Origin of the sequence: Nocardiopsis quinghaiensis, assembly GCF_008638365.1 — a bacterium.
Classification (GTDB): domain Bacteria; phylum Actinomycetota; class Actinomycetes; order Streptosporangiales; family Streptosporangiaceae; genus Nocardiopsis; species Nocardiopsis quinghaiensis.
On record NZ_VWVU01000008.1, the window covers coordinates 78662 to 96505 of the forward strand.

At 73.0% G+C, this 17844-nt stretch carries 17 protein-coding genes; 12 read left to right on the forward strand and 5 right to left on the reverse strand.

Annotation, left to right across the window (positions count from 1 at the left end; genetic code table 11):
* Positions 1-13 precede the first annotated feature (13 nt).
* The 4 genes from FYX01_RS16850 to FYX01_RS16865 form a co-directional block, all read right to left on the reverse strand.
* Positions 14-934 carry an aldose 1-epimerase family protein gene (locus tag FYX01_RS16850; RefSeq protein WP_150242455.1) on the reverse strand — a complete coding sequence of 307 codons (921 nt, stop codon included), beginning with the start codon at positions 932-934 and terminating at the stop codon, positions 14-16.
* A 118-nt stretch (positions 935-1052) separates the two neighbouring features.
* Complete coding sequence (locus tag FYX01_RS16855; RefSeq protein WP_150242457.1) at positions 1053-3776, reverse strand: protein kinase domain-containing protein; 2724 nt, start codon at positions 3774-3776, stop codon at positions 1053-1055.
* A 221-nt stretch (positions 3777-3997) separates the two neighbouring features.
* A complete protein-coding gene (locus FYX01_RS16860; RefSeq protein ID WP_150242459.1) occupies positions 3998-4309 on the reverse strand; it encodes a DUF2470 domain-containing protein in 312 nt (103 codons plus the stop codon).
* A 168-nt stretch (positions 4310-4477) separates the two neighbouring features.
* Positions 4478-5020, reverse strand: coding sequence for a YceI family protein (locus tag FYX01_RS16865; protein WP_150242461.1), 543 nt, complete (start codon positions 5018-5020; stop codon positions 4478-4480).
* A 152-nt stretch (positions 5021-5172) separates the two neighbouring features.
* Between FYX01_RS16865 and FYX01_RS16870 the strand changes: the two genes are divergently transcribed.
* The 12 genes from FYX01_RS16870 (at position 5173) to FYX01_RS16925 (ending at position 15266) form a co-directional block, all read left to right on the forward strand.
* The gene (locus tag FYX01_RS16870; protein WP_150242463.1) at positions 5173-5637 is read left to right on the forward strand and encodes a MarR family winged helix-turn-helix transcriptional regulator; all 465 of its coding nucleotides are present in this window, start codon (positions 5173-5175) and stop codon (positions 5635-5637) included.
* A gap of 54 nt (positions 5638-5691) precedes the next feature.
* Entirely contained in the window at positions 5692-6432 is a 741-nt protein-coding gene (locus tag FYX01_RS16875; RefSeq protein ID WP_150242465.1) for an SseB family protein, read from the forward strand.
* A 121-nt stretch (positions 6433-6553) separates the two neighbouring features.
* Positions 6554-7522: a prepilin peptidase gene (locus FYX01_RS16880; protein ID WP_150242467.1), complete on the forward strand. Its 969-nt coding sequence runs from the start codon at positions 6554-6556 to the stop codon at positions 7520-7522.
* Between the two features lie 45 nt (positions 7523-7567).
* Positions 7568-8749, forward strand: a complete 1182-nt coding sequence (gene aroC / locus FYX01_RS16885; RefSeq protein ID WP_150242469.1) for a chorismate synthase — start codon at positions 7568-7570, stop codon at positions 8747-8749.
* A 106-nt stretch (positions 8750-8855) separates the two neighbouring features.
* Entirely contained in the window at positions 8856-9509 is a 654-nt protein-coding gene (locus tag FYX01_RS16890) for a DUF998 domain-containing protein (protein ID WP_150242471.1), read from the forward strand.
* A 169-nt stretch (positions 9510-9678) separates the two neighbouring features.
* Positions 9679-10191 (forward strand): shikimate kinase, encoded by a 513-nt coding sequence (locus tag FYX01_RS16895; RefSeq protein WP_150242722.1) that lies wholly within the window; start codon positions 9679-9681, stop codon positions 10189-10191.
* Complete coding sequence (gene aroB / locus FYX01_RS16900) at positions 10188-11288, forward strand: 3-dehydroquinate synthase (RefSeq protein WP_150242473.1); 1101 nt, start codon at positions 10188-10190, stop codon at positions 11286-11288. Before FYX01_RS16895 ends, aroB begins: the two co-directional genes overlap by 4 nt.
* A 135-nt stretch (positions 11289-11423) precedes the next feature.
* Positions 11424-11987, forward strand: a complete 564-nt coding sequence (gene efp / locus FYX01_RS16905) for an elongation factor P (RefSeq protein WP_150242475.1) — start codon at positions 11424-11426, stop codon at positions 11985-11987.
* Complete coding sequence (nusB, locus tag FYX01_RS16910; RefSeq protein WP_150242477.1) at positions 11987-12400, forward strand: transcription antitermination factor NusB; 414 nt, start codon at positions 11987-11989, stop codon at positions 12398-12400. Before efp ends, nusB begins: the two co-directional genes overlap by 1 nt.
* Before the next feature lie 48 nt (positions 12401-12448).
* Positions 12449-13240: a methyltransferase domain-containing protein gene (locus tag FYX01_RS16915; protein WP_150242479.1), complete on the forward strand. Its 792-nt coding sequence runs from the start codon at positions 12449-12451 to the stop codon at positions 13238-13240.
* A 125-nt stretch (positions 13241-13365) separates the two neighbouring features.
* On the forward strand, positions 13366-14619 hold the full coding sequence (gene dinB / locus FYX01_RS16920; protein ID WP_150242723.1) for a DNA polymerase IV: 1254 nt from the start codon (positions 13366-13368) through the stop codon (positions 14617-14619).
* A 242-nt stretch (positions 14620-14861) separates the two neighbouring features.
* Positions 14862-15266 (forward strand): DUF3040 domain-containing protein, encoded by a 405-nt coding sequence (locus tag FYX01_RS16925; protein WP_150242482.1) that lies wholly within the window; start codon positions 14862-14864, stop codon positions 15264-15266.
* A 163-nt stretch (positions 15267-15429) separates the two neighbouring features.
* Here FYX01_RS16925 and FYX01_RS16930 read toward each other — a convergent pair whose 3' ends face one another.
* Positions 15430-17841 (reverse strand): transglutaminase TgpA family protein, encoded by a 2412-nt coding sequence (locus FYX01_RS16930; RefSeq protein WP_150242725.1) that lies wholly within the window; start codon positions 17839-17841, stop codon positions 15430-15432.
* Between the last annotated feature and the right edge of the window lie 3 nt (positions 17842-17844).

Here is a 17844-nt window from a genome sequence, read left to right on the forward strand (position 1 = left end):
CGGCCGGCGACGGTCAGCCCAGGGCCTCGGCGGTGATGCCGAACGTGTGTTCGGTCGACTCGCCCGGCGCGAGCACGATCAGGTCGGTTCCGGTCGCCAGCGCGTTGGGCGGGCAGGTCATCGGCTCGGCCGCCAGGTGGGCCCGGTGGTCGGCCCCGCCGAGGGTGTCGGCGCTGAACAGCTGCAACCAGCCGAAGCTGGCGTCACACCACAGTGACACCCGGTGCTCCGGGCCGCTCGCCCGCACCCACGCGCGCCCGTCGCCGTCCCGCTCCAGCGCGGAGAAGGCGGTGTCCAGGACCGTGTCGCCGAGCTCGCGGCCCGGCGGGCGGAAGTCGAGCGGGCCGCCGTCCACCGGGACGGGCGCGCCCGACGGCAGCATCTGCCCGTCGACCGGTTGCCGGGCGCCCGCGGTGACCTCCAGCGTGAACTCGCCGCGCTCGGCCAGCGCCGACAGGGGTTCGCCCAGGGTCAGGTAGGGGTGGAAGCCCAGCCCGAACGGGGCGGGCGAGCCGCCCCGGTTGCGGGCGGTGGTGGTGACCTCCAGCCCCTCCCCGGTGAGCCGGTGGGTGACGGCCAGTTCCAGGGGGAAGGGGAAGCCGGGCGTGCCGTCGAAGTCCAGGCGCAGCGTGGCCGCGTCCGCGGACACCGCCTCCGGAGACCACGTCCGGTCGTGGACCAGGCCGTGGATGGCCGTGCCCGTGGCCGGGTCGTCGGGTTCCAGGTGGTACTCGGCGCCGCCGAACCGGTAGCCCTTCTCGGTCACCCGGTTCGGCCACGGCGCCAGCACCTGGCCCTGGAAGGCCGTGGGGCCGTCCTCACCGTAGGGCCAGACCACGTCACGGCCGCGCCAGGTGAGCGACCGCAGAGCCGCTCCCGTGTGGTCGATGCCCGCCCGGTACTCTCCGGCGTGCAGTTCGATCACGTCACCCACCTGTCACCCGCTTCTCCGTCGTGTCCTTCCGGCCGTACGCCGAACCGGGTGATCATAGCCCACCACCGCCCCCGACGGTCGCACCCCGCACGCGGCCCCGGGCCTCCCGCGCCCGCGCCTAGCCGAGGAGCCCGTCCAGGGGGATCAGCACACCCGAGCCCAGTGCCACCAGGCCCGTGGACAACAGCACCACCACCATGAACAACGACCCCGCCACGGCCAGGCGGAACGCCCCCAGGCGGCGGCGGGCCCGGGAGGCGGGCTTCTTGTTGGCCGCCGCGCGCCCCAGCGCCAGCAGCGCCACCGACAACAGCACCGGGAACCACCACGCGGCGCCCATGCCGCCCGGCAGCAGCCCGGTCACCGAACCGGTCACCTCCGACAGCCAGCCCAGGACGGCGCCGTCGCCGGCGTCCAACAGGCCGGTGTAGGCCGAGGTCACGAACTCGCTCTCGGGGTAGAAGCCCTCCTGCGGGCGTACCACCCGGCCCAGCCCGTCCACCAGGCCCAGCAGCGCCGCCGGATAGGCGAAGCGACGGCACCTGCCCGCCGTCATCGCCCGCTGGATCTGACCCATGGTCCGATCGGCCCTGCGCCTCCGGCGCTCCTGCTCGCGGGGGCTCAGCTCGGGCTCCCGCGCGCCCGGGGGGCCGTAGGGGCGCGGTACGGCCGGGTGGTCCGGCCTGGTCGGCGCCACGGCGGCCTCGGTCCCGCGCCGTCTGACGGTGGAGAGCCTCTCCCGGGCCTGTGCCCAGCGCTCATGGGCCGAACCGGCCAACGACGCCCACCGGTCCTGACGGCGTGCCCTGCCGTCGGCGCGCTCGCGTTCGGCGATCCCGCCGCCGACCCGGACCGCCTCGGGCAGCAGGAGCACGGCGGTGACCAGAGCGCCCCTGGTGGCCAGGGCGTCGCGTCCGGTGCCGTCGCGCAGTGCCAGGCGCCGCTGCTCCGCCCACCAGGGGGCGTGCGGAGCGGTGCTGCGCTGACGGGGGTGCCAGGACTGGCGCCGCAGCAGCGAGCGGTACCGGGACGCGGTATCGGGGACCAGCACCAGCTCGACCGCCCGTGCCCACGCGGTGTCCGTCTCGTGGGTGTCCGGGCTCCGCGGGGCGTCCGGCCCCGAGCCGACCAGCCGGTCGACGGTCTCGGACACCCGCCGCATGATCAGGGGCACCTCGTGCTGGACGCGCTCCAGCAGGGCGCACCGGCCCGAGCCGCCGGAACGGCAGCCCGGGTGCGGGCACCAGTGCTGGGCGCCCAGCCCGACCGCGCCCGAGGCCACGGCCTCGCGTACCACCGCGTGCCGGCTGGCCTCGCCGGTGGACAGGGCCAGCAGCCCGTCGGCGCTGATCCCGTGCCCCCGGAAGCGCGGCGGCATCCCCGGCACGTACCGGGCGGCCAGTGCGCTGATCGCCACGTGCGCCCGTTCTGGGTACTCGTCCAGGCCGGTCAGGTAGGCGCGGTCGAAGGTGTAGTCGTTGACCTCGCGGTCCAGCCAGGTGCGCAGCTGCGGCCAGTGGCTGAGCAGCCACATGGCGCCGGTCTCGGAGCGGTCGAGCAGGTCGAAGGCCAGGCTCGGCGGGTCCTCGTGGTTGGCCCCCGCGAAGTCGATGGGGCGCATGCGGCGCGCCGTGCGGATCTGCGGACGCTCACCGGCCAGCCACTGGAGGACCTCGTCGTAGCCCCAGCGCGCGGACGGGGCGGGCGCGAGCAGGCCGCGGACCAGCAGCCGCCAGCGCTCGTCGGTGACCGCGGAGATGTCCACCTCGGTGTTGCGGGCGGTCAGCCAGTTGCCGCCGCGCTCGGGGCGCCGGCCGGCCACCAGCTCGTGCGCGATCACGCCCAGGGACCACCAGGCGGCGGGCGCCTCGCGGCGGCCCTCGACTACCTCGGGCGCCGCGTAGTCCTCGGTGATGGCCAGCCCGCCGTAGACACGGCTCATGGTGGCGCGCACGGCGCCGCCGAAGTCGGTGAGCGCCACGACCGGCGGGTCCGGGGACCGCACCAGCAGGTTCTCCGGTTTGACGTCGGTGTGGTTGTGCTGGAGGTCGCTCTGCCAGTGGTGCAGGCACTCGGCGACCGCGCGGACCACGGCGCGGGCCCGCTCCTCCTCCAGGGGAGCCTGGTCGATGAGCGCGCGCAGCGACCCCTGGGAGAAGTACTCCTGCGCCTCCCAGGCCAGGTCCTCGCCCCAGGCGCTGGCCGCGGTGCCGTAGCCGTGGATGGCGGGGGCGTGCGGCGACGCGGTGCCGCGGGCGCGGAGCCGGTCGAGGAGTTCGCGGTTGATGTCGTGCCCGGGCCGGTAGACCTTGAGCGCGAGCCGGCGTCCGGGGGAGCCGGTGGGTTCGGTCAGGTAGACGACGGCCTCACCGCCCGCGCCGATGTGGTCGAGCACCCGGTATCTGCGGCGCAGCTCGGCGGGGACCGCGTAGTCGAGGTCGCCCGCGGGACCGACCACCACGCGCGAGACGAGGCGGGCCATCCAGTCCAGGAGCGGGCCGAACAGGGTCCGCCACCAGGGGGTGCGGCCCTCGCCGCGGCCGTTGCCGGGGACGGCGGGACCGGACTGTGGGGCGCCGGCCCTCGCCGTCGGGGCGGCGGAGGCGGAGCGGTCCGGCCGGGCGGAGCCGGGCAGGACGCTGGTGCGCTCCGCGCCGGGGGCGGTGACGCGGGTGGGCTCCGTGTCACCCTGCCGTGTGGATCCCGGACGCAGGACGCGCGTGACCCAGCGTGTGGCTCCCGCACGGGTGGAGCCCTCACCGGGGCCGGTTCGCGTGGTCGGCGCGGTGGGTTCGATCCGTTGGGTCGGCGCGTTGTCGTCGCCGGAGTCGGGCATGACCATGGAGGCCGGGGCCGTCCTTCGGATAGGCGTTGGTGTCGTGTACGGGTGGGGGACCGACGGTTCTTCCAGGGTAGGCCGGAGCGGCCCGCCGCGCGCGTTGTCGGCGGCACCGGCTCGGGATGTGTCGTCCCCCGCTCTCCGTTCGACTCCTCACGGCTCCGTGGAGTTCCGCCGAACACGTGTGATCTGGAGGCCGGTGGCGCTGAGGTGGTTCAGCGCCGTCAGTGCTGTTCGCGCGGGGCCGTGCCGAGTTTCTCGCATGCCTCCTGGTACATGCGCACGACCTCGGTCCGGATCTGGGCGCGCTCGGTCAGCGGCCGGGCCCAGGGGATGCGGACGGCGTGCTCGGTGCCGTCCGCGGTGACCGCGTAGTCGCCGCCGTCGCCGTCCAGGCCCGTCATACGGGCGGCGGTGGCCTCGGGAAGGCCGCCCAGGGCGCGGCAGATGAGCAGGGTGTCCTCGGGGTGGTCGCCGTTCATGTGGGCGGTGACGGCGGCGACGGTCTCGGGGGGGAAGGGGTGGGGCGAGGGCACGGAACCTCCTGGCCGACGGGTGGGCGCTCACGGAGAACGCGAACGGGGGAAGGGTGCGTGGCCCTTCCCCCGCCGACGATATCCGAGGGGTTCCGGAGATGGTGACGGTGTGTCGTCAACGCTCCGGGGCGGATGCCGCCCCGACGCCGCGGTCCCGCCCGGTCCCGCTCAGTCCTGGCGGGTGAACTCGGCGTCGATGTCGATGGTGATCCTGTCGCCGACGACCACGCCGCCGCCGTCCATCGGCATCTCGATGTCCACGCCGAACTCCTTGCGGCTGATCTGCGTGGTACCGGTGAAGCCGGCGCGGGTCATGCCGTAGGGGTCGATGGTGGAGCCGTTGAACTCCAGCGCGATCTCGACCGGCCGGGTGTTGCCCTTGACGCTCAGGTCGCCCTTGAGGACGAAGTCCTCGCCCTTGGCCTCGATGCCGGTGGAGCGGAAGGTGAACTGCGGGTTCTGCTCGACGTCGAAGAAGTCGGCCGAGCGGATGTGGGTGTCGCGGTCACCGCTGTCCGTGTTGATGGAGCCCGCGTCGATGGTGGCCTCGACGGAGGACCGCATGGGGTCCTCGGGGACCGTCAGGGTGGCGTCGAACTTCTCGAAGCGGCCGCGTACCTTGCTGACCATCATGTGCCGTACGGAGAAGCCGATGACACTGTGGGTGGCGTCGATCGTCCAGGTGCCGGGCTTCAGTTCCTGCTCTGCCATGGTGTCTTCCTCGTCGGGTCGGCGGGCCCGGAGTCGGGCCCTGCTCACTGCTGAGTAACAAAGCAGCTTAGAAGTATCTTCCTTGGAAGAGTTTAAGTGCTCCGACGCGCTCGTGCAAGGTCGGACACGGGGCCGCCACTACGATGGGCCCCATGGACAAGGCCACGTGGCTCGACGGCGAGGAACAGCACGTCTGGCGTGGTTTCCTCAGGATGAACGCCTGGATCTACGACGAGCTGGAGAAGGACCTTCGCGCACGCACGGGGCTCTCGCTCATCGAGTACGGCATCCTCGTGCACCTGTCGGAGGCGCACGACCAGCGCATGCGGATGCGGGTGCTCGCCGACAGCGTCATCGTCTCCAAGAGCAGGCTCTCCCACCAGGTCGCCCGGCTCGAACGCGACGGCTACGTGCACCGGGAGCACTGCGACGACGACCGGCGCGGGCTGTGGGCCGTACTCACGGAGAAGGGCTCCCTGCTCCTGGACCAGGCAGCGCCCGGACACGCCACGTGCGTGCGCTCCCTGATGTTCGACAGGCTCACGGGCGAACAGGTCTCCCAGCTCAGCGCGATCATCGCCGCCCTGGAGAGTGACGGGGCCCTTCCCCGCGTGTAGACCGTGCGAGTTCGGGACACACCGCCCCGCCGGCCCCCGGTAGAGTCGGTGCCCGTGAGCAGACCATCCATCACCGGCGCCCAGGACTTCCGTGACGACGACGGCGGCACCGACCCCGAGGTCGGGGCGCGCCTGCGCGAACACGCGTCGGGAGAGGCCGGTGACCGCCAGGTGCTGGCCGCGCTCAGCGGGTCCCGTGTGCTCATCCCGGTGGTCGCCACGGCCACCGAGACGGGGAAGGGCGCCGGCGGGCTCACCAAGGACAAGCACAGCGAGGTCGCCGTCCCGATCATGACGGGCAAGGACGGGCGCCGGGGCATGCTCGCCTTCACCTCGGTGGACGCGGTCCGCCGCTGGCGCCCGGACGCGCGTCCGGTGCCCTTCAGCACCCAGGACGCCTGCCAGGCGGCCGTGGAGGAGGGCGCGGACGCCCTGGTGGTCGACGTGGCCGGCCCGACGCCCTACACCGTCCAGGGCCGTTTCCTCACCATGCTCGCCGAGACCGGCGCCGTCCCCGAGCCCAGGAACGACCCGCAGGTCCTCGCACTCGTCTACCGGGTCACACACACCGAGTTCGGCATCGAGCGCGTGCGCATCCACCCCTCCGAGCGCGGTGACATCGGCATCCGCCTCGAACTGGACGAGCGCGACGACGAGGCCCTGCGGCGCGTGGCCGAGCGGCTCACCGCCGAACTGCGGTACGTACTGCCCGGAGGCATCGAGCTGAGCGCCGTCGTGCGCGCCCGGCGGGACGACGGCAGGGAGCCCGGCCCGAAGGCGGCCGACGGGGAGTAGGTCCGGCGGAGGGGCGCCGGCGCCGCCCGCGTGTGCCGGAACCGCCTGGTCCGCGTCCCGAGTTGTCCACAGGCAGGACCTGGCGGTGTCGCCGCGGGGACCGAAACGGTAGCTTCCCAACATGCCCATTCCCTCGGCATTCGCGCTCCACCCGTACCTGTGGACGGCCGCCACCGCGGTCCTCCTCGTCCTGCTCGGTGCGGCGACGGGCCAGCTCAACGGCCGCCTGGTCCGCCTCTTCGGACCGGCGTGGACGCCGCGGACCCCCGGACCCCGGGGCACGCTCGCGGGACGCCGGGACCTGCCACTCCCGGCGGAGCGGCAGGACGACGCCACGACGGTCCCCGTGGACGCCGAGGGCGTACCCGGCGAGCGTCCGCCGCCGGACGACGAGGGACCGCCGCCTCCCCGCTGCCCCCACTGCTGTGCCGAACTCCGCTTCCTGCGCTGCTTTCCCGTCGTGGAGGCGCGTGCGTTCCGAAAACGCGGGGCCTGCCCCCACTGCGAGCAGGTCATCCGCCCCGACCTCGCGGTCCCCGTCACGACCGCCCTCCTCTTCGGCGCCGTCGGGCTCTGGGTCCTGGCACGGCCCCCCTGGTGCCCGTTCGACCTTCCCGCCGTGCTCTGGCTGGTCGCCGTCGGCGTGCTGCTGTCCGTCGTCGACCTGCGGGTCATGCGCCTGCCCGACGCCATCGTCGCCCCCGCCTACCCGGTGGCCGTGGTGCTGGTCGGGGCGGCCGCGCTTCTGCCGCCCGGCGCTCCCGACACCGACCGGTTCGCCGAGGCACTGGCCAGCATGGTCCTGGTGACGGTGCTGTACTGGCTGTTGTGGCGGGTGCACCGCACGGGGATCGGGTTCGGCGACGTCAAACTGTCCGGGCTCACCGGACTGTACGCGGGCTGGGCTGCGGGCCCCTTCGGGGCGCTGGTCTCCGTCTTCTGGGCCTTCGCCGCCTTCTCGCTCGTGGGCGTCGCCCTCATGGCGCTCCGGCGGCTCACCCGCAGGGATCCGCTGCCGCTCGGCCCGTTCATGCTCGCCGCCGCCCTCGCCACCGTCCTGGTCGGAGGACCCCTGGCACCGCAACCCTGAGCCCGGGTGCGCCGCCGTGCACCGGTCCGTGGGAAGATCGTGCACATGTTGCGTTGGCTGACCGCGGGGGAGTCCCACGGACCCGCACTCGTCGCGATTCTGGAGGGCCTCCCGGCCGGTGTGTCCGTCACCTCTGACGACATCGCCGCCGCGCTGCTCCGCCGTCGCGCCGGGTACGGACGTGGTGCCCGGATGAAGTTCGAGAAGGACCAGGTCTCCGTTGTCGGAGGCATTCGCCACGGCCGTACCCAGGGGGGACCGGTCGCGATCGAGGTCGGGAACACCGAGTGGCCCAAGTGGGAGAAGGTGATGTCGCCCGATCCGGTCCCCGACGAGGAGCTGGAGGGCGTGGCGCGCAACGCGCCGCTCACCCGGCCCCGTCCCGGGCACGCCGACCTGGTCGGTATGCAGAAGTACGGGCACGAGGAGTCACGGCCCATCCTGGAGCGCGCCAGCGCCCGTGAGACCGCGGCCCGCGTCGCGATCGGTGAGGTGGCCCGCCAGTTCTGCCGCCAGGCGCTGGGCGCGGAGATCCTCAGCCACGTGGTGTCCATGGGGCCCGTGGCGGTGCCCGAGGACGCGCCCGAGCCGCGCCCGGAGGACCTGGAGGCGGTCGACGCCGACCCGGTGCGCTGCTTCGACCCCCGGACCAGCGCCCGCATGGTCGAGGAGATCGACGACACCAGGAAGTCCGGCGACACCCTCGGCGGCGTGGTCGAGGTGCTGGTCTACGGCCTGCCGCCCGGTCTGGGCAGCCACGTGCACTGGGACCGGCGCATGGACGCGCGCCTGGCCGGCGCGCTCATGGGCATCCAGGCGATCAAGGGCGTCGAGGTCGGCGACGGGTTCCGTACCGCCGCCCGCCGGGGCTCGGCCGCGCACGACGAGATCGAGCCCGGCCCGGAGGGCGTGCGCCGCCGCACGAACCGCGCCGGCGGTGTCGAGGGCGGTATGACCACCGGCGACCCGCTGCGGGTGCGCGCCGCGATGAAGCCGATCGCGACGGTGCCCAAGTCGCTGGACACCGTCGACACCGAGACCGGCGAACCCGCGCGGGCCCACCACCAGCGCAGCGACGTCACGGCGGTCCCGGCCGCCGGTGTGGTCGCCGAGGCGATGGTCGCCCTGGTGATCGCCGAGGCCGCCGTGGAGAAGTTCGGCGGCGACTCGGTCCCCGAGACCGCGCGCAACCTCAGGGGCTACCTGGACTCGCTGACCATCCGGTGAGCCCGTGCCCTCCGGCCCGTCCTCCCGGGACGGGCCGGGGCTCTCCCACGGGCTTTCGAGGCCCCCTGCCCTGGATGCGGAACATCCCCCGGCGAAGGCGGTCCCCATGTCAGTGACGCGCGGGCTCCTACTGTGCGGGGCCGTCGCGGGCCCCCTCTTCGTCCTGGTGTTCACCGTCGCCGGAGCGGTGCGGTCCGACTACCTGCCGCTGCGCCATCCCGTCAGCTCACTGGCGCTGACCGGGGCCGGATGGACCCAGACCGCGAACTTCCTGGTCACGGGGGCGCTCCTGGTGGCCTTCGCGGTGGGCGTGCGGCGGCTTCTGGGACGGTCCTCACGGGCGGGTGTGAAGCCGTGGCCTCTGGCCGTCGCCGGCGCCGGGCTGACCGGCGCCGGACTGTTCCCGGCCGATCCCGTGAGCGGCTACCCGCCGGGCACACCGGACGAGCTGGTGTACACCCCGGTCGGCGTCCTCCACGATGCCGCGTCGGCACTGTTCTTCCTCGGGCTGCCGCTGGCCTGCCTCGCCTTCGCCCCGTGGTTCGCGCGCACCCGCAGGCGGGCCCTGGCCGCGTACTCCGTGCTCAGCGGGGCCGTCTTCCTCGGACTGTTCATCCTGGCGGGCATCGGGTTCTCGCAGGTGCCGGAGTTCGTGGAGCTGGGCGGTCTCCACCAGCGGCTCTCGCTCGTCGTGGGACTGGCGTGGACGACGGTGCTCGCCCTCGTCCTGCTGCGCACGGACGACGGACCCCCGCCGTGACCCGGTGGGCCCCGCGCCGGGCCGGACGCCCGTGTGCCGGGACGTCCCACACGCGGGAGCGGCGGGTCTGCTAGACAGAGAGGAGCACGTAACACGGTGCCGCCCCCGCGCGTGCGGGGTCGGACCCACGGATCCCCTAGGCAGGCAGAGCGTGGCAAAAGCGATCGCGGTGCTCATCGGTTCGCCCGGATCGGGCAAGTCCACCGTCGGCGAGGCCCTGGCCGAGCGGCTGGGCGCGGACCTGCTGTGCACCGACACCGAGATCGAGAGGCGCGCGGGCAAGCCCGTCGGCGACATCTTCATCGAGGACGGCGAGGAGCACTTCCGCGCACTGGAACGCGAGGTGGTCGCGGAGGGCCTGCGCGCCTGGGAGGGCGTGGTCGCCGTCGGCGGCGGCGCGGTCCTCGACGAGGACACGCAGAGGGACCTGGAGGGACACCACGTGGTCTACCTCCACGTGGAGTTCGGCGAGGCCGCCAAGCGTGTGGGCATGGACGTCGCCCGCCCCCTGCTCGCGGGCAACCCGCGCACCCGGCTCCGCCAGCTGCTCAACGAGCGCCTTCCCGTCTACGAGCGCCTGGCCACCGTCACCGTGGAGACGACCGGCTACCACCCCGAAGAGATCGTTGACGCCATCCTGCCCTCGCTGGCCGGACAGGGCGCGGGAAGGGCTCAGCAGTGACCGTGACCCGGATCGGTGTGGGCGACTCCACCGGCCGCTACGACGTGGTGGTCGGCAGCGGTGTCCTCTCCGAGCTTCCCTCGTTGGTCGGCGACGCCGCACAGGTCGCCGTCATCCACCCCGAGGGCCTGGGCGCGATCGCCCGCCCCGTGCTCGGTGCCCTGGAGGCCGCCGGGTACCGGATCCACGCCATGCCCGTCCCGGACGGCGAGGCCGCCAAGACCGCCGCCGTCGCCGCCGACCTGTGGTCGCGGCTCGGACAGCGGGGCTTCACCCGCAGCGACGCCGTCGTCGGCGTCGGCGGGGGAGCGGCCACCGACCTGGCCGGGTTCGTCGCGGCGACCTGGCTGCGGGGTGTGCGCTCGGTCCTGGTCCCCACCACCCTGCTGGGCATGGTCGACGCAGCCGTCGGCGGCAAGACCGGCGTCAACACCCCCGAGGGCAAGAACCTCGTCGGCGCGTTCCACCCCCCGGCCGGGGTCCTGTGCGACCTGTCCACCCTGCCGAGCCTGCCCCGGGCCGACTACGTCGGGGGCCTCGCCGAGATCATCAAGGCGGGGTTCATCGACGACCCCGTCATCTGCGACCTGGTCGAGGACGACCCCGAGGGCGCCGCCACCCCCGAGGGCAGGCACACCCGCGAGCTCATCGAGCGCGCCGTCCGGGTCAAGGCCGACGTCGTCTCCGGCGACCTGCGCGAGAGCGGCCGCCGCGAGATCCTCAACTACGGACACACCCTGGGACACGCGATCGAACGCGCCGAGAACTACACCTTCCGGCACGGCTACGCGGTCTCCATCGGCATGGTCTACGCCGCCGAACTCGCCCGCCTGGACGGCCGCGTGGGCGCCGACCTGGTCCGGCGACACCGCTCCCTGCTGTCGTCGGTGGGCCTGCCCACCTCCTACGCCCGGGAGGCGTGGCCCGAGCTGCGCGCCGCCATGACCGTGGACAAGAAGGCACGCGGGGCCACCCTGCGCTTCGTCGTCCTGGACGGTCTGGCCCGGCCCGCCATCCTCAGCGGTCCCGCCCCCGAGCTGCTCGACGAGGCGTACCGCGCGGTCACGGGCGACGCCCGTGTTCCGCAAAGCCACTAGACTGCACACAGGCGACATGCGCGCCGGCGCACCCGGGGACGCTTCCCGAGGTGCCCGCGCCCAGCCCCACCGACCACCGACCGGACCCCCGGGCCCGGTTCCCGACGTGTCAGACCCCTTGGAGAGACGACCGACGTGGCCTCGACGAACGACATCAAGAACGGCACGACCCTGCGGCTCGAGAACGGCGTTCTCTGGAACGTCCTGGAGTTCCAGCACGTCAAGCCGGGCAAGGGCGGCGCGTTCGTCCGTACCAAGCTGAAGAACGTCCTCACGGGCAAGATCGTCGACAAGACCTTCAACGCCGGCGCCAAGGTCGAGTTCGCCAACGTCGACCGCCGCGAGATGGAGTACCTCTACAACGACGGGGAGTCCTTCATCTTCATGGACACCCAGACCTACGACCAGATCCCGGTCCAGGACACCGTCGTCGGTGACGCCAAGAACTTCCTGCTGGAGAACACCAGGGCCACGGTGGCCACCTACGAGGACAACCCGCTCTACATCGAGCTGCCCGCCGCCGTCGAGCTGGAGATCACCCAGACCGACCCGGGCGTGCAGGGCGACCGCTCCACCGGCGGCACCAAGCCCGCCACCGTCCAGACCGGCGCCACCATCCAGGTGCCCCTGTTCATCACCACCGGCGAGCGCATCAAGGTCGACACCCGCACGGGCGACTACCTCGGACGAGTCAACTGATGAGCGGAGCACGGCGCAAGGCACGGCGGCGCGCGGTCGAGGTCCTCTACGAGTCGGAGGTGCGCGGCATCTCGGTGGAGGATGTCATCAGACGCCGCCGGGCCCAGACCGAGCCGCCGATCAACGAGTTCACCGAGAGCCTGGCCCGCTCGGTCGACGAGCGGCGTGAACGCATCGACGGGCTCCTGAGCACCTACGCCATCGGCTGGACCCTGGAGCGCATGCCCGTCGTGGACCGCAACATCCTCCGGATGGGCGCCTACGAGCTGCTCTGGAACGACGACATCCCGGACGGTGTGGCGATCGCCGAAGCGGTCGGCGTCGCCAAGGAGCTGTCCACCGACGAGTCGCCCAACTTCGTCAGCGGACTCCTGTCCAGGCTGATGGAGAACAAGTCGACGCTCTCGCTCTGAGGGTGGCGAGCGGGGACCGTCGGGGCAACCTGGATTGAGGGGACGCAGGTGACTGACAGGACCAGCGCGACCGCCGTCGGCGGTCCCGGCGCGGGTGGGACGACCGGACCGTCGAGGGCGGCCAACGCGGCGCGGACCGCGGTCGTGTGGGACGCCCTGGTGCAGCTGCTGTCCCGGCTCGGGCACGGCGGCCCCCTGGAGATCGTCGACGCGGGCGGCGGTACCGGCGGTGTCGCCGTTCCGCTCGCCGAACTCGGCCACCGGGTCACCGTGGTCGAGCCCAGCCCCGACTCGCTCGCGGCCCTGGAGCGCCGTGCCGCGGAACGTGACGTGGCCGTGCGCGGAGTCCAGGGCGAGACCCGCGACCTGGCTTCCATGTTCGAACCCGGCAGCGCCGACCTCGTGTTGGTGCACAACGTGCTGGAGTACGTGGACGAGCCGGCGGCGGCGCTGCGCGACGTGGTCGGTATCACCCGCGAGGGCGGTGCGGTGAGCCTGTTGGTCACCAACGCGGTCGCGGGAGCCCTGCACCGCGCGCTGGCCGGGCACCTCGCCGAGGCGCACCACCTGCTCGGCGACCCCGACGGCCGTTGGGGCGGGGGCGACCCCATGCCGCGCCGGTTCACCCGCCAGCAGGTCCTGGAACTGATCGGCGGTGCGGGACTGACCGGGGACAGCGTCCGCGGCGTCCGGGTGTTCGCCGACCTCGTGCCCGGGCACGCCTGGGAGGGCGACGCCCACGCCGGGCAGCGCCTGGTGGAGCTGGAGAGGGCCGCCGCCGAGTACCCCGAGCTGATCGGGATCGCCACCCAGTTGCACGTCGTCGCCCACCGCGGCTGACCCCCGCCATCGCGCCGGGAGGTGTACGGGAGTGCGGTCAGCGGTTCCCGGTCCGGAGAGGCGCACGTACCAGCAGGACATAGCCTGACATCATGAGCCGACGCCAACTGGAACGCGGTGCCGCGATGCGGGGCATGGTCTCCCCGGGCGGGATCGTGCCGTTGGGCGCCGACTTCCCCGCGGACGGGTCCGGTCCGGACGCCGACTGCCACATCCTGCACCTGGACATGGACGCGTTCTTCGCGAGCGTGGAGCAGCTGCGCCACCCCGAGGCCCGCGGCCGTCCCGTCATCGTGGGCGGTACCGGTCCGCGCGGCGTGGTCTCCTCCGCCGACTACCTCGCCCGCGCGCGGGGAGTGCACTCGGCGATGCCCATGGCGCGGGCCACGCGCCTGTGCCCGGACGCCCTGGTCTTCCCGCCCGACGGCCGTGCCTACCGGCAGGTGTCGGAGGCCGTCATGGACATCCTGCGCTCGGTGACCCCGCTGGTGCAGCCGCTCTCCCTGGACGAGGCCTTCCTGGACGTGTCCGGCGCGCGCCGCCGCCTGGGCGGACCGGTGCGGATCGCCGCGATGATCCGGGAACGGGTGCGTGCGGAGCAGCGCCTCACCTGTTCCGTGGGGGTGGCCGCCACCCGCTTCACCGCAAAACTCGGTTCCACGCACTGCAAGCCCGACGGCCTGCTGCTGGTGCCCACCGCCCGCGTGCGGGGCTTCCTGGACCCTCTCCCGGTCGGAGCGCTGCCCGGGGTGGGGGACCGGACCGAGCGGACCCTGGCCAGGCTGGGCGTGCGCACGGTCGGCCAGCTGGCCCGCTACGAGCCGGACATGCTGCGCATGGAGCTGGGCGACAAGGCCGGGGGCAGGCTGACCGAGCTGGCCCGGGGCGTGGACGAGAGCCCGGTGGTGCCCGAGACCCCCGACAAGAGCGTCGGCGCGGAGGAGACCTTCGACGAGGACGTCGCCGCCCCGGACGTGGTGGACCGGGAGCTGTTGAGGCTGGCGGAGAAGGTGGGGCGCCGTCTGCGTGCATCGGGTCAGGCGGGGCGCACGGTGAGCGTGAAGCTGCGCCGTGGGGACTTCTCCACGATCACCCGGTCGCGGACCCTGCCCGAGAGCACCGACGTGGCCCGTGAGATCAGCGCCCTCGCCCGCGAGCTGTACACCGCCTCCGGACTTCGCGGGGTGCCGCTGCGCCTGGTGGGAGTGCGGGTCGAGGGGGTCGTTCCGGTGGAGCGGGCGCACCACCAACTGGCACTGGGGGAGGAGGAATCGGGTTGGAGGGATGTGGAACGGGTTATGGACCGCGTAACGGCACGTTTCGGCCCAGGGGCGATACAGTCGGCCGTGCTGGCCAAGCGTGACGAAAACGACGTATGATGCGGCAACTTCCGGGGCCCACGGAGCGTTCCAAGGGTAGGACCGGAGTCAGGGTAGAAGAGAGGCATGGAAGCCGGTGTTTCCGATACAGGGCGAGGGTATCGTGGCCGTTGTGGGTCAGGTACGCACGCAGCTTTTCTTTCCACCGGGCGCTAGCGCACCGTATTCTGGGCATACCACTGACCAAGAGAATGTTCATCAGTACCCGTCACCCCACCCGGGGACTGCCGTAGGGAGGCGCCGTGCCGCTCTCTGAACACGAGCAGCGCATGCTCGACCAGATCGAGCGGGCGCTGTATGCCGAGGACCCGAAGTTCGCGAACACTGTTCGGCAAACGAACCCCGCGGTCCATTACAAGCGCTGGATCATCAAGGCCGGACTCGGATTCGTCGTCGGTGTCGTTCTGCTGATGACGGGGCTGATGCTCCAGTCCACAGTCGCCCAGGTCGCCATCAGCGTCCTCGGCTTCCTCGTCATGCTGCTGTGCTTCCTGTGGGGGGCCAGTGCCTGGCGCAGGTCCTCGGGAGGCGGAGCCGAGGCCGTCGCCGAGGCGGAGCCCAAACAGAAGCGCAGGGGCGGGAACCGCCCCGGTATGATGAACCGCTTCGAGGAGCGCTGGCGTCGCCGCCAGGAGGGCGAGGAATAGTCCTCCGACCGCCTCCCGGTCGCCCCCAGCGGACTTGGTCACGGCCCTGCCGGTGGATACCTGGAGCGAATCCCGCCGGACACGGAGCATCACGTGGTGGGGTCCCGCACGATCACGCGGGACCCCACCACGTTTTCGTGCTCCAGGCCCCCGCCCAGCTCGCTCAGGGGGTCACGGTTCCGGGGACCGGAGCCGGGCGCGGACGGCGCCACGGGGCCAGCGAGCGGGGCAGCAGCACCGCGCGGACGCGTGCTCCCGGGCCGACCACCGCGGCCAGTCCGGCGAGGGCCGTCCGCAGGTCCTCGCGCAGCCCCTCCGGGGAGTCCGGCGAGGGCGCGTAGCGCGCCGACTCCTCGGCCAGGGCCAGGCGCCACAGCGCCTCCGCGGTCTCCGGCGACACCGGCCCCGGCGGCGCCCCAGACATCAGCCCTCCGGGCTCCGGCTCCGCCGTCTCCGGTGCCGCTCCCGAGCGGGCCAGACGCCCGGCCGCGGCCCGCGGGCTCTCCGTCAGCGTCCACGTGCCGCCCAGGTCCAGGCACGTGTCCCGTAGTTCCCGCCAGGCGGTGTGCGCCTGCGACGCCCCGGCGGCACCCGCCGACAGCGCGGCCGTCCGGGACCAGCGCACCAGGGCGCGGACCAGCGCGGGCAGCGCCAACAGCAGCAGTCCGACCGCCGCGGCACCCGCCACGGGCAGCCACGCCAGGCCCGTACCGGTCCGGGAACCGTCGCCGGGAGCCGCCACCGACGAGGTCGGCTCGTCCTCGGGTTCCTCGCTCTCCTCGGGCGCCCGGCTCGGCTCCTCCCCGGGTGCCCCGCCCTCCTCGGACCGCTCCGAAGCCTCGTCGGCCGGTGCCTCCGGCTCCTCCGGGACGGTACCCGGAGCGTCCGCGCCGTCCTCCTCGGAGCCCCGCGAGTAGTCGGGCACCGACGCCGAGCCCTGCCCGTCGGCCGCCGCCGGGGTGGGCTCGAACCGCACCCATCCCGCGCCCTCGAAGTACAGCTCCGGCCAGGCGTGGGCGTCGCCCGACGACACCGCCCACCGGCCGTCGCCCATGCGCTCGCCCGCGGTGTAGCCCACCGCCACCCGCGCGGGGACGCCGGCCTGCCGGGCCATGACCGTCATGGCCCCCGCGAACTGCTCGCAGTAGCCCACGCGGTCCCCCAGCAGGAAGTGGACGAGCGGGTCGGTGCCGTCGGGGACCGCGGGCGGGTCCAGGTCGTAGGTGAACGCTCCCCCCGTGAAGTACTCCTGTAGCGCCACCGCCCGCTCGTAGGGGGTCTGCGCACCCTCGGTCAACGAGTCGGTCAGCTCCTGCACACGCGGGTCCAGCCCACGCGGCAGGTTCCGGTAGTCGCCCGGCAGCGACCGCGGGTTCCCGGTGTCGGCCAGTTCCTCGGCCGTCGGCACCCGGTCCACGGTCTCCACGGTGAAGTTCAGGCCCGTGGGGGCGCTGTCGGTGGTGAACACCACGTGGCTCCGGGGGTCGACGTACCACTCACCGGTCGCCCTCACCGCGCGCGCCCAGTACGGCAGCGGAAGGAAGTCCATCCGCGGTGTCTCCGAGTCCAGCGAGATCCGGGTGGTCACCACGTCCTCGGAGGGGGCCGAGCCCCACCCCGTCGGCAGCGGCAGCTCCCCGGCGACCCTGCTGTCGGCCGAGGCGTTCACCGGGGTCATCGTCCAGTTCACGCCGTCGAACTCGTCCAGCACGTACGTGCGCAGGTAGTCGGGCTGGTCGGTGTCGGTTCGGTAGGTCAGCACCGTGCGGTCGGAGAAGGCCAGTTCACGGCGCAGGGACACCAGCGGGTGCGTGGTGGTGATGAGGTCCCCGCCCGTGCCGACGTAGGTTCCGTCGGCCATCGTGTGGAGCGCGTCGGTGCGCAGCGAGGGCAGCGCCAGCGGCACCGTCAGCGCCAACAGCACCGCGACCGCCGAGGCCAGCGACACCGCCACCCCGCTGCGGACCGCTCCCAGCACCCTCTCCCGGGAACCGTGCCCGCCGGCGACGCGCGTTCCCCACTCGTGGCCGCGCACCCACATGTCCATCGCGAGCAGCATCAGGAAGCCGATCGCACAGGCGGCCGCGGGCAGCCAGCCCAGCCCGGAGCCGTCCACGAGCAGCGGCACCGACACCAGTGCCAGCAGCAGACAGCCGACCATGCCGGGACAGCGTGCCGTCACCGCCAGGAAGTCCGCGGCGAAGGTGAGGACCGTGAAGGCCAGCGCGATGATCAGCATGACCCCGGCGGAGGACGAGACCGGCGGCGCGTTGCCGTTGACGGTGTTCGCGCCCTGCTCGAACACCATCACCAGGTGCGCCAGCACGCGGTCCGTGGGCAGCAGTCCCAGGGGGGCGATGTGTCCGGCGAACAACGGGGTGACCAGGAAAGCCGCCGCGAACGCCTGTAGGAACGGCACCGGGAACGCGTTCCATCCGCTCAACCGGTACAGCGCGGACACACCGGCCACCGCCACCATCATGACGAAGGCCGGGACCCACCACGTTCCACCGCGTACGAGTGAACCCAGCAGGGGCAGCGCCATCAGCATGCAGGCCAGGGAGCCCAGGGGCATCAG